The sequence below is a fragment of the Microcystis sp. LE18-22.4A genome, assembly GCF_027531105.1.
In the GTDB taxonomy this organism is placed as follows: domain Bacteria; phylum Cyanobacteriota; class Cyanobacteriia; order Cyanobacteriales; family Microcystaceae; genus Microcystis; species Microcystis aeruginosa.
Genome location: NZ_JAPZRB010000180.1, coordinates 1 through 13,863, shown reverse-complemented (window position 1 = coordinate 13,863; position 13,863 = coordinate 1). Strand labels below are relative to the sequence as shown.

The window sequence follows — 13,863 nt, the reverse complement described above, 5'->3', positions numbered from 1 at the left end:
AACTCAAATCTCTTATTACTACAGTTCTGTAGTCGGAGATGGTTATATCCTTTATCTTCAAGCGTTAGATGGTGGTTTAGTTGACCTGAGTGGAGTCCAACAAATTACCAGTGGTGTCACACAAGTTCTTGCAGATGGAAGCAATAGTATAGTTGATTTATCGAGTTTGACCAGTTGGGTTGACAATGACCCTGGAGACACTTCTGCTATTACTGTTAGTCATGGGGGTACAGTCATCCTTGACAAACTAACTACTCTCCAAGGAATCGACCAAATCACCGCTAATACTGGTGGATACATCGACCTCAGCGACGTTACTACCCTCAATAGTAATAATACTCAAATTATCGCTGATGGAACGGGTAGCATTATCGACCTTTCTAACCTAACTAGCTTTACAGGTTTAACCTTTACCGCTACCAATGGCGGCCTTATCCGAGTTCGTCCCGTTTCCAGAGATGACGCTTACCTACTCAATGAAGATAGTACCCTCACAATTGCCGCTGCACAAGGCGTATTAGCTAACGACATTAACATTACCGGACAACCTCTCAGCGTTGAAACCGTCACCACCACCAATCACGGAACCCTCAGTCTCGCTGCTGATGGTTCATTTACCTACACCCCCAATGCGGATTATGTCGGTACAGATAGCTTTACCTATCGTGTTTTTGGTGCCGATGCTTTAGTCAGTATTTCAACCGTGAATTTCACTATCAATAATGCCAATAACGACGCGCCAACAAATATTCAACTCACTAATTATAATATCAACGAAAACAGTCCTAATAATACAATTATCGGGCAATTTAGCATTAGTGACCCTGACCCCAATGATACCCATACCTTGACTTTAATTGATGATGCAGGGGGACGCTTTAAACTGTTTGGAAATCAATTACAAGTGGCTAACAGCAGTTTATTGAATTATGAAACAAATACCAGTCATAACATCACTATTAAAGCCACTGATGCAGGTAATTTAAGTTTAGAAAAAACCTTGACAATTACGGTAGTTAATGTTAATGAATCTCCGACAAATATCCAACTGAGTAAGAATAGTATTGAGGAAAATAGTGTCAATAATACAGTTATCGGCACATTAAACACCACTGATCCTGATGTAAATGATACCTTTACTTACAGCTTAGTTGATAATGCAGGGGTACGTTTTGCCATTAATGGTAATCAGTTAATTGTCGCTGATGGAACTAAATTAGATTACGAAACTAATCAAAAGCATACTATCACTATTCGGACGCAAGATCAAGGCGGATTAACCTACGATAAATCTTTTGATATTAACCTAATTGATGTGGCTGATTCTAGTGTAATTGCTTTCAGTCAAGCTACTTATACAGTCAAAGAAGACGGAACACCTATCACCGAAATTACGCTAAACCGTAGCCTTAATACAAAAGGAGAAGTCAGCGTTACTGTTACCCCAAGCAATAGCACAGCAACAGCACCATTAGACTATAATAACGCACCCATTACAGTTACATTTACTAATGGCGAAACATCGAAAACGATTACTATTCCAATTGTTGATGACATTCAATTTGAAGGCAATGAAACCATTAATATAACCCTAACAAATGCCACAGGTGCCGCAACAATAGGCACACAAGACAAAGCAACTTTAACTATTGTTGACAACGAAGTTAATCAGGGAATCACCCTTGATGAAGGACAAACAAAACTGATTAATAATACTGTCCTTAAAGCTGTTGAAACGAATAAACAACCCACAGACATTATTTATACCTTAACTGATTTACCTGATAACGGTCAGTTAATTCTTAGCACGAATATCTTAAAACTAGGTGATACTTTCACTCAAGCTAATTTAGATAATGGTCTTTTAACCTATCAACATAATGGCAGTGAAACAACCTCTGATAACTTCAAATTTACCCTTGCCGATGTCAAAAATGAATTTCAGGTTAATACCTATACAACTAATAATCAAGGATTTCATGATAACTACCATCAATCATCAACAACAGCTTTAAAAGATGGTGGCTTTGTAATTGTTTGGTCATCCCAAGGACAAGATGGCAGTGATTGGGGAATCTATGGGCAACGTTACGACATTAATAGTAATAAAATAGGCAGTGAATTTCCAGTTAATACCTACACTCAAAATGCTCAATATAACCCCTCAATTACAGCTTTAAATAGTGGCGGTTTTGTTGTGGTTTGGGCATCTAAATTACAAGATGGAAGTGGTAATCCCATTTATGGACAACGCTATGATGCTAATGGCAATAAAGTAGGCAGTGAATTTCAAATTAGTACCTATACTCAAGATACCCAATGGTGGGAACCCTATCCTTCAGTAACAACTCTTAATGATGGTGGTTTCTTTGTCACTTGGGCATCTGAATCAGGAGATGTTAATGGTAATATTTATGGACAACGCTATGATGCTAATGGCAATAAAGTAGGTACTAATTTCCCAATTAATACTTATACCCCTGGAATCCAAATAGAAGCGGCCGCAATAACCCTAAATAATGGTGATTTAATCGTTGCTTGGCAATCCTATCCTCAAAATAATGGTCATTGGGGTCTTTATGGACAGCGTTATGACAACAATGGTAATAACTTAGGCAGTGAATTTCAAATTCATTCTAGTCCTTATTATGATTATTCTGAACCAAAAATAGCAGCCTTAACTGATGGTGGATTTGTTGTTACTTACGAATCTGGAGACTGGAATGGAAATGGTATTGATGGTAGTGGTTATGGTGTTCATGGACAAAAATTTGACTCCACTGGCAATAAAATAGGCAGGGAATTTCTAATTAATACTTATACCACTGGAAATCAATTTTATCAATCTGTAACTGCTTTAAGTAATGGTGGATTCTTAGAAGTTTGGCAATCTCAAAATCAAGATGGTAGTGGTTATGGTATTTATGGACAGCAATTTGACGCTAATTGTAATAGGATTGGTAATGAATTTGCCATAAATCAATACACTGCTAATAATCAATGGTTTCCTGCCATAACAACCTTAGCAGATGGAAGTTCTGTTATCATTACTTGGACATCAGAAAATCAAGATGGTAGTGGAAACGGTATCTATGCACGAAAATTTAATACCAGCGACCCACCTATTTCTACTTTTAACATCACCATTAATAATGTTAACGATACACCTACAGACTTACAACTGAGTAACAATAAAGTTGACGAAAATAGTCCCAATAATACTGTTATTGGTGTTCTAAATACTACTGACCCTGACGTAAATGATACCTTCACTTACACCTTATTAGATAATGCAAATGGTCGCTTTACTATTGTTGGTAATGAATTACGAGTTGCTAACAGTAACTTACTGGATGCGGAAACTAACACTAACCACAACATCACTGTTAAAGTTACAGATAAAGGCGGTTTAGATTTAGTCAAAACCTTTAATATTACTGTCAATAACCTTAACGAAATACCTACAGCTATTCAACTTAGTAACACCAACATCCCAGAAAATAGTAATAATGGAACAATTATCGGCACATTAACCACCACTGACGCTGATTTAGGTGATACCCACACCTACGAATTAATTAACAACGCCGATGGACGCTTTGCTATTAATAATAATCAATTAATTGTCGCTGATGGTAGTAAATTAGACTATGAAACTAATAGCAGTTATCCAGTTACCATCCGTAGTAAAGATTCAGGTGGATTAAGCTATGACCAATCTTTCATAATTAACCTAATTGATGTACCTGAACCCGGAACATTAGCCTTTAGTAACGCTCAATTTAACGTTAACGAAGACGGAACACCCGTTAATCAAGTTAAGATAATTCGTATAGGTGGCAGTCAAGGAGAAGTTAGCGCAACCATTGATTTGACTAACGGAACAGCTACCCCAGACGATTACGATAAAACCTCTATTACCGTCACATTCGCTAACGGCGAAACCGAAAAAATTGTCACCGTTCCTATCACCAATGACACCTTTGTTGAGAATACCGAAACCATCAATCTTACCCTAACTAATCCCACCAATGGCGCAATCTTAGGCACACAAAAAACCGCTACTTTAACCATTCTTGATGATGACGTACAGCTTAACTTCAGTGCCGCTAACTATACCGTTAGTGAAGATGGAACCGCCGTTACTGACATCATCGTAACTCGTGCTGGACGCAAAACAGGAACAGTCGGAGCAACCATCACCTTTACTAATGGTACTGCCAAAGGCTGCGCCTGTGGACTTCATCTCACTACTTCTGACTTTCTCAGTTCACCTATTACTGTTATCTTAGGTGAAAATGAAATAAGTAAAATTATTCCTGTTCAATTAGCAGGAAGCCAAGGAAGTAACTTTGTTCCTATCATCAATGATACTCAAGTTGAAAGTAATGAAACCTTTACCATTACTTTAACAAATCCCACAGGTGGCGCAACTATTGGCAATCAAAATAGTGCCACTGTCACCATCTTAGATGATGATGTCCAACTGGCATTTAGTGCGCCTAACTTTACTATACGCGAAGATGGAACCGCAATCGCTGCCGTCAGCGTTAACCGCATTGGCAGACTGACGGGTGTTGTTGGTGCAACCATTAATCTCGACGGCGGAAGCGCAGCCTATCCTGATGACTACACCCAAACTTCTCTGAATATCTCTTTTGCTGACGGAGAAAAGAGCAAAATTATTAATATTCCTGTCAGAAATGATATTATCTCCGAACCCGATGAAACCGTCAATTTAACCCTTGTTAACCCTACAGGTAGCGCAACTATTGGCAGTCAAAATACAGCGACTCTCACCATTGTTGACAACGGATTAACTCCTAGTTTAAGTCTTGCGATTGATAAAGATACTGTTGCTGAAAACGCAGGAAATAACGCAGCAACGGCAACCATTACTCGCAGTATTGTCACCGATGAAGATTTAATTGTTACTCTCGCTTCCAATGATACCAGTGAAATAACCGTCCCCAATCAAGTTATTATTCCCGCCAATCAAGCATCAGCAACCTTTACCCTAAATGCAGTCAATGATAACATCCCTGATGGCATTCAAACTGTTACTATTACTGCCACAGCCACAGGCTTTAGTCAAGGTACAGATACCATCAACGTTGCTGATATTAATGTCCCCGATTTGAAAATAGTTAATCTAAGTGCGTCCACACCTTTATTAACTGGAAAACAAGGCAGCTTCACCTATCGAGTTGTCAATCAAGGATTAAGTGAAGCAAAGGGTACTTGGACAGATAAAATTTATCTTTCTACTGATACCACCTTAGAAACCAACCAAGATATATTTTTAGACAACTATCAATTTTCTGGAACAATTCCCACAGGCTTATTCTACGAACGTAATCTCCCATTTTTCATCCCCAAAACTCCCGGACAATACTATTTAATCGCTCAAACTGATACAGCAAATACTATTAATGAAGGGATCGGATTAGGTGAAAACAATAATACCACTATTACCTCTATTAATATTACTCCTGCCTATCGTGCTACTGTTTCTACTGATACCGAAATTGGAGTAACAGGAAACAAAGTTATTTTACAGGGTAAAGCCTTCAGTAATAGTGATAACTCTGCTGTTCCCTACGAATTTGTCACCATCGCCATTAAATATAACGGGACTGTTCGCGAATTAACCGCTTTTACTGATGGAAATGGCAACTTTGTCAAGGAATTTCAACCCTTACCCGGAGAAGGGGGACAATATCAAATTAATGCCTATTTCCCTAATTACAGTAGCGAAGACAGCACCGCAGAAGATAGCTTTAAACTCTTAGGAATGCGCTTTAACACAAGCAGCACTTACTATCAAATTAATGCTGATTCACCCTTTAATGCAACAGCAACCCTACAAAATTTAACGGATATTCCCATTACAGGGATTACTTACACCATCGAAGGTGCGCCTCAAGATTGGAATATACAAGTTAATGCAGCCAATACCTTAGCAGGGAATAGCAATTTACCCATTACTTACACCATTACTGCACCCAATAATTCAGCTATTACTCAAGACACATTTAATATTAATCTCACCAGTGCAGAAGGCGTAAGCACAACTCTTCCTGTTACGATTAATCTGCGTCGCATTGTTCCTCATTTAGTTGCGGATACAAACCTTCTCAGCAATGGGATGTTACGAGGACAACAAACTCCCATTGAATTTGAAGTAACAAACAATGGCGGAATTGCCACAGGAGACGTTCAAGTAATTCTTCCTGATGCACCTTGGTTAAAATTAGTCTCACCTGTCAAGCTATCTTCTCTTAATCCGGGAGAATCAAGCAAAGTTACTTTATTACTCACTCCTGATACCAATTTACCGCTAACGGTTTATAACGGCAATCTCGTCTTAGATGTCGTCGGAAATGATGGCGATTTGTCTTTACCTTTCAGCTTCCGTGCGGTTTCCGATGCAGTTGGTAGCTTACAAATTACTGTTGTCGATGAGTTGACATTCTTTACCGAATCTGCACCTAAATTAAAAGATGCTACGATTATTCTCCGAGATTATATTACCGGAAACGAAGTCCGACGCATCACCACAGATGCAACGGGAATGGTATCTTGGGATAATCTTACTGAAGGATATTATCAGTTAGAAGTTCAAGCTAAAAGCCACGATTCTTACACTCAAACAATTCAAATTAAAGCAGGAGAAACCGAGGATATAGAATCTTTCTTATCTCGTCAAACGGTTAAATATGTATGGCGAGTTGTTCCTACAGAAATTGAAGATAAATATACTATCACTATTGAAAGTGTTTTTGAAACGCACGTTCCTGCTTTAGATGGTAGTAGTGGCAGTATTGCTAATCCCATTCCTACTGTAACAATTGACCCGCCATTAATTGATTTAATAAACCTGCAAGTTGTCGGCCAAATGATGCAAGTTGACATGACAGTTACCAATCATGGATTAATTGCAGCCAATGATGTTCGGTTGAATTTTGGTGAACATCCTTTCTATAAAATTGAGCCTTTAATTGAAAATATTGGAACTTTAGGTGCGAAAAGTTCGCTGACTGTTCCGGTAAGAATTACGAGAATTGCGGATACAAGCAATGGAGTTGTTTCCTGTGGAATTCCTGCTTCTTTAACTTATGACTATTCCTGTGGGTCAAACCTAGTCTTGAAATCTACACCAATTGCTATCAATAATGTTGAAGGAAATTGTGCATTACTGTCCTCAATACCTATCAGTTTTGGTGGTGTTGGATTTAATCCCGTGAATGGCGGATTTAATCCTGGAAATGGTGAAGTTAGTTCTATTAGTCCTATTGTTAGCAGTGTTCCAATAGAGATACAATCTAATTCTTGTAATCAAGGTTCAGTCTGCGCTCAAGTTAAACTGCAAATTAACCAAGAGGCAATCATGACTCGTTCCGGATTCCTTGGAACATTAAAAATTGACAATGGTAACGACACCAATAACCTAGAAAATATCACCGTTACTATCAACATCAAAGACAGTCAAGGAAACACCGTTAACAATCTATTTGGTATCACTAACCCTACCCTTTCTAACCTTACCGCAGTTGATGGAACAGGAACAATATTAGCCAACACTTCAGGAAGTGCAGAATGGACATTTATTCCCACAGGAAACGCTGCACCCAATGAACCTACTATTTACAGCATCGGCGGCAGCTTAAGCTATAAAGAAAATGGCAATAATATCACTGTTCCTCTGCTTTCAACTCCTGTTACTGTCTTCCCACAAGCAGAATTATACCTCGATTACTTCCATCAACGAGATGTCTTTGCTGACGATCCTTTTACAGTTGAAATTGAACCATCCGTTCCCTTCTCCCTTGGTATTCTAGTCAAAAATCAAGGTAAAGGTACAGCTAAAACCCTCCACATCTCCTCCGCACAACCCAAGATTATCGACAACGAAAAAGGCTTACTGATTGATTTTAATATCATCGGTACTCAAATCGGCACAGAATCCATTACCCCCTCCTTAACCGTTAATTTCGGCAATATTGAAGCGGGAAAAACCGCCGTTGCTGATTGGTTATTCAAATCTTCTTTACAGGGTAAATTCACCGAATATAACGCCACCTTTGAACATATTAACGATCTCGGCAAACCTGAACTATCCCTAATTAAAGAAGTCAAAATTCACGAACTCACCCATCAGGTTAATGTGGATAGTGATAACCTACCTGACTTCTTAGTTAATGATACCTTTGATGCTAACTTCTATCCTGATATTCTCTACTTCAGCAATGGCACAACTGCACCCGTAAACGTCCTTACCAATGCAACAGCAACCATCAACAATCAACAGGCACAAATTATCGTCAATGTCAATAGTGGTTGGACATATTTACACCTAGCAGATCCTAGTAATGGTAGTTTAGAAATAGCTCAAGTTTTGCGGTCTGATGGAACGTCTATTAAATTAGATAACGTCTGGACAACTGACCGAACTTTCCCCGCTACAGGTCGTCCTATCTACGAAAATATTCTACATCTACTTGACTACAACGCTAACGCTGGCAACAGTAACTATACAATTATTTACACCTCTGGTGGCCCCACAGTAACAGATATTATTGATGTTACTCCCGATCCTCGTTCTACTGCGGTAAACGCAATCGCTATTGATTTCTCCGAACCGATTCAAGCAAGCACTTTTGATTATACTGATCTCAGCTTAACCCTCAACAATGGGACAAATTTAATTACTAATGTTGTCTCTATTATTCCTCTTTCAACTACGCGCTATCAAGTGACAGGCTTAGAAAATCTTACTAACATTGATGGAGACTATCAATTAACCGTCAACGCTAATGAAATTAAGGATTTAGACGGTAAACTGGGGACAGGTTTACTCAGTGAAACTTGGGTTAAAACTGCTACTGGAAATGCAGATAATACTCCACCCACTGTTACAGATATTCGAGACTTGCAGATTGATACTCGCAATATTCCCGTTTCTTCCCTCGATGTCACCCTCTCGGAAGCGATTGATTTAAGTTCCTTCACTTGGGAAGATATTACCCTCACCCGTAACAGTGGCAGCAATCTAATTAATAATACCGTCACAATTACTCCAGTTAATGATACAACCTACCGGATTAATGGACTGAATAACTTAACCCAAACTGAAGGAACTTACACCCTAACAGTTAATGGAAATGAAATTAAAGATTTATCAGGAAATTTAGGCCTAGGAAGTGCAGCAGAAATTTGGGTAATGGATACCACTCCACCCGATGCACCTAGTAACCTTAAAGTAGGCAATAAAACTATTACCCCTAACAGTCAAAACCTAGTTAACACTACTACCCTAAACCTCACAGGATCTCTTAGCGAAACGGGTTTAAGCGTCTTCTTGATCGATCGTACTCTCAATCAAAGCTTAGGACAAGCATCCGTTAATAATACCCAATTCAGTAGCACAATTCAGTTACCTTCATCGGGAACCAGAAACTTAGATATTCAAATTATCGATCCCGCAGGTAATATTACCACGACGAACTTTAATCTCTTTGCCGATATCATTACTCCTACCTTACTTGAATTTCTCAATATTCCCCAAACTCCCATTGCTACACCAATTAATTCTATCGATCTTCGTTTCTCTGAAGCGATCAACCTCTCTACTTTTGACTATACCGACATTACCTTACGACGCAATAATGGCGAAAATCTGATTACTGATGCTGTTACCGTTGAATATCTCTCTGGTACAACTTATCGAATTAAAGGACTTACAGAGTTAACCAGAACGACTGGAAACTATCAATTAACTGTCAATACTAACACCCTTCAAGATCCCGCAGGAAATAGTGGAGATGCAGCCAAAACAGCAACTTTCGCAATCATCACAGCCATTAACAATCCGCCAATCGCTCAAGATGATGCACTCGCCACCAACGAAGATACCATCGTAACTGGCAACGTGCTAATTAACAACGGAAGTGGTGCTGACAGCGATCCAGATAAAGATTCTCTCACCGTTACTGCTGTTAACAGTAATACGGCTAATGTAGGCACTCAGATTATTTTATCCTCCGGTGCGCTATTAACCCTCAACACCAATGGTACATTAACTTATAATCCCAACGGTCAATTTGAAGCCTTAAAGAACGGAGAAATTACCACCGACAGCTTCACCTACACTCTCAGCGACGGAAACGGTGGCACTGACACTGCTACCGTCACCCTAACCGTCAATCCAATTAACGACGCACCCGTAGCTAATCCAGATAGTTACAGTCTCGATGAAGACACTACTTTAACCATCAATGCTCTCGGAGTCAAAGGGAATGATACGGATGCAGAAAATGATAGTTTAACAGTCAATTTGGTGAGTACGGTAGCCAAGGGAATCCTCACCCTTAATCCTGATGGCTCTTTCAACTATACTCCTAATACTAACTTCTTTGGAACCGATAGCTTTACTTACCAGGTTAATGATGGTTTAGCTGACTCTAATATCACTACTGTCACCCTAACCGTCAATCCAATTAATGACGCACCAATCGCTAATCCAGATAGTTACAATACCCTCCGCAACACCACTCTCAACATTCCAGCAGCCGGAGTTTTAAACAACGATACCGATACTGGAAATCAGCCTCTAACAGCAGTTATTGAAACTAACCCCAGCAACGGAAATCTAACTCTCAATTCAGATGGCTCCTTCAGTTATACTCCTAATACTGACTTTGTTGGAACCGATAGCTTTACCTACAAAGTGAATGATAGTTTAGCTGACTCTAATATCACTACTGTCATCCTTCATATTTTCAATCCAGTTCCTATCATTGTTCCCCCCAGTGGTGGGACCACGCAAGGGACAGAGCAAGATGACTACCTTGATGCCTCTAACCAGTTAGGCTATCAGCGCCTTGAAAGCGGCGGCGGCGACGATCTCATCATTGGTTCCAACCAACGCGATATCCTCAAAGGCGGGATCGGTAACGATAGCCTCTACGGTGGGGGAGATTTCGATAAACTGTATGGAGAAGAAGGGGATGATCTCCTCGACGGCGGCGCTGGACTGGATATCCTCTCCGGTGGCAGCGGTGCCGATCGCTTTGTCCTCGCAGCGGGGAATGGCAGCGATCGCATTCTCGACTTCAATGCTCTTGAAGGCGATCTCTTTGCCCTAAGTGGACTAAACTTCGGACAATTGAGCTTTAATAGTAATCAGATTCTTTCTGGCATCGAAGCATTAGCTCAAGTAACAGATAATCTCGGCAATCCTGTTACGGGATTTGACGCTCATCCTCAATGGTTTGTCACTCTCTAGTTACCCACCCAAATCGAACCGATCTGACAAAGGAGTCAATTAATGAAGACTAAGCCAGCCAACTTGCTTCTGGCTGCCACGACAGCACTTTTAGCCAGCACTTTTTCCGCTCACCTGCCAGCCCAGGCACTGACCTGGACGATTAATAATGGTAGTATTAACAGCAATCCGGCTACTGGGATTACAGGAAGTTTTACCATTGATAATGAAAACAGTACGGCTCCTAATATTACTTTCAGTAACCTGATGATTGACGGACTGACTTTGACGGCGGCTGACGTAATTAATATTAGTTTGGCAACTCCTAGTGGCAGTGGAATCCAAGCAATTGACTGGTTAAATGGGTTGAATAGTCTCTCTTTAGTTTTTGACTCTCCCTTAACTACAGCAGGTGGAACAATTCTTCTCAATAATATTACCAGTGACTTTAATGGCCATGTAGTCAGTGGCTCCGTTACGGGTGTGTCGCAACCTCCTACTACTATACCCGAACCATCTACTCTCGTTGGCTTGGCGACCACTTTTAGCTCCTGTGTTTTCTTGAAGCGAAAACTGAAAGGCGAAAACCAAGAAATCATGAGCGAGGGTTAGCCATCCGTTTTAACGGATGTTCGCCCTTGCGAACAAGGGGATTTATTCGTTCTCTAATTTCTACGGCCAGAAAACAAGGTCAAAACATCCTACAAGTTTTAACTCAAGTTCTCAAGGGGGAAGTTCTGGTTTTTTCCTAATTTGTCAAGACCTCGGTAGTTACGGGATTTTCCGAAAAATAGGGCAGTTTTCAGGCTACCCTAACCAGAAAATTAATCCCCAAAATGGGAGATAATCGCATCGGCAAATTCGGAACATTTCAGGGGAGGATTAACGGGAGGTTCCATCAGACGCGCTAAATCGTAGGTAACTTGTCGATTAGCGATCGCTGCTGCGATGCCTTTTTTAATCAAATCGGCCGCTTCTTGCCATCCCATGTATTCCAACATCATCACCCCAGAAAGAATCACCGAACCGGGGTTAATTCGGTCTAAACCGGCGTGTTTAGGGGCTGTGCCGTGGGTTGCCTCAAAAATAGCGCAAGTATCGCCAATATTCGCCCCAGGTCCCATCCCTAAACCACCCACGATCGCCGCTGCCGCATCGGAGAGATAATCGCCATTCAGGTTCATGGTGGCGAGGATCGAGTATTCATCGGGACGGGTTTGGATCTGTTGGAAGATACTATCGGCAATGCGATCGTTGACCATAATTTTATCTTTCCACTGGCCATGGCCGTGGGTTTCCCAGATAGCATCGAGAACACTGGTCACTTCTTGGCAGATTTTGGCTTTTTTCTCGTCCGTGAGGGCATCATAACCCGGTTCCACCATGCGGGCGTTATCTTCGATGCTCAGATCAGGGTTTTTCTCCTTATTGCTCAGGATCCATGATTCCATCTCGGTGACGCACACATCCCGGAATTCACTTTTAGCTAATTCGTAACCCCAATCCCGAAACGCCCCTTCGGTATATTTCATAATGTTACCCTTATGGACGAGAGTAACCTGATTTTTCGGTTTCGGTAAAGTCAGCGCTCGTTCGATCGCCCGGCGGACTAATCTTTGGGAACCTGTCTTACTAATCGGTTTGATACCGATACCCGCATCGAGGGGAATTTGTTTTTTCCCGTGTTCGGGAGTGGCGGGAATTAGTTCCGTGTTGAGATAATTAATCAGTTTATCGGCGATTTCCGTGCCTTGTTTCCATTCGATGCCGAGATAAATATCCTCGGTATTTTCCCGATAGACGATGACATCGAGTTTTTCCGGGGTTTTATGGGGGGAAGGGGTTCCCGCATAGTAACGACAGGGACGAACACAGGCATAAAGGTCAAAAATCTGCCGCAAAGCCACATTCAGGGAACGAATGCCGCCACCGATCGGAGTGGTCAAGGGACCCTTGATGGCAATACCATATTCTTTAATCGCTGTCAAGGTATCTTGGGGTAGATATTGATAGGTCCCGTAGATTTCGCAAGCTTCATCGCCAGCATAGACTTTAAACCAATGGATTTTCCTTTGACCAGCGTAGGCTGTGGCGATCGCTGCATCGATAACTTTTTCGGTTGCGGGCCAGATATCGACTCCCGTACCGTCACCGCGAATGAAGGGAATGATGGGATCGTCGGGAACTAGAGGTTTTCCGTCAGAAAAAGTAATTGTCGAGCCTGTTGTCGGTGGGGTGATTTTTTCGTAGCTCACAGTCATGGGCTTCCAGAAACAGTATTTATCTATACGTTGGGAGTCTAGCGCCGTCAATATCTATACTCAGGGATTTTGGGTAATTTCTTAAAGATTCCTTTGCTGGCATCTCCGTCAAAACAACCTAGAGGAAAAGCCTGAAACCGAGACAGAGACTAGGGTTAAGCCTAGAGCCGCCCGCCCGACGGTCAAATGTGTAGATAGGGTTTGCGGCAAAAAGTTTTTCTTGGGGGCAGGGTGTGGGGTGTGGGGTGTGGGGTGTAGGGTTTTACCGATTTTGAAGGGGTCAATTACCTAATTTTCAGGGAAAAAGTCCCGGAATTTTCCCCCCGATCACTCCCA

General features: G+C 41.1%; 3 protein-coding genes. 2 read left to right on the top strand and 1 reads right to left on the bottom strand.

Annotation, left to right across the window (positions count from 1 at the left end; all coding sequences use genetic code 11):
* The first annotated feature begins 166 nt into the window (after window positions 1-166).
* Window positions 167-11,287, top strand: coding sequence for a cadherin-like domain-containing protein (locus O9295_RS07920; RefSeq protein WP_288032602.1), 11,121 nt, complete (start codon window positions 167-169; stop codon window positions 11,285-11,287).
* Between the two features lie 42 nt (window positions 11,288-11,329).
* A complete protein-coding gene (locus tag O9295_RS07915) occupies window positions 11,330-11,878 on the top strand; it encodes a PEP-CTERM sorting domain-containing protein (protein ID WP_288032600.1) in 549 nt (182 codons plus the stop codon).
* 212 nt (window positions 11,879-12,090) lie between these two features.
* On the opposite strand, the gene O9295_RS07910 is transcribed toward O9295_RS07915, so the two are convergent.
* Entirely contained in the window at window positions 12,091-13,527 is a 1,437-nt protein-coding gene (locus O9295_RS07910) for an NADP-dependent isocitrate dehydrogenase (protein ID WP_288032599.1), read from the bottom strand.
* Window positions 13,528-13,863: the final 336 nt, after the last annotated feature.

Coding starts and splice junctions, on each gene's coding strand:
- O9295_RS07915 (WP_288032600.1), top strand. CDS start 11,330: ATGAAGACTAAGCCAGCCAACTTGCTTCTGGCTGCCACGACAGCACTT.
- O9295_RS07910 (WP_288032599.1), bottom strand. CDS start 13,527: ATGACTGTGAGCTACGAAAAAATCACCCCACCGACAACAGGCTCGACA.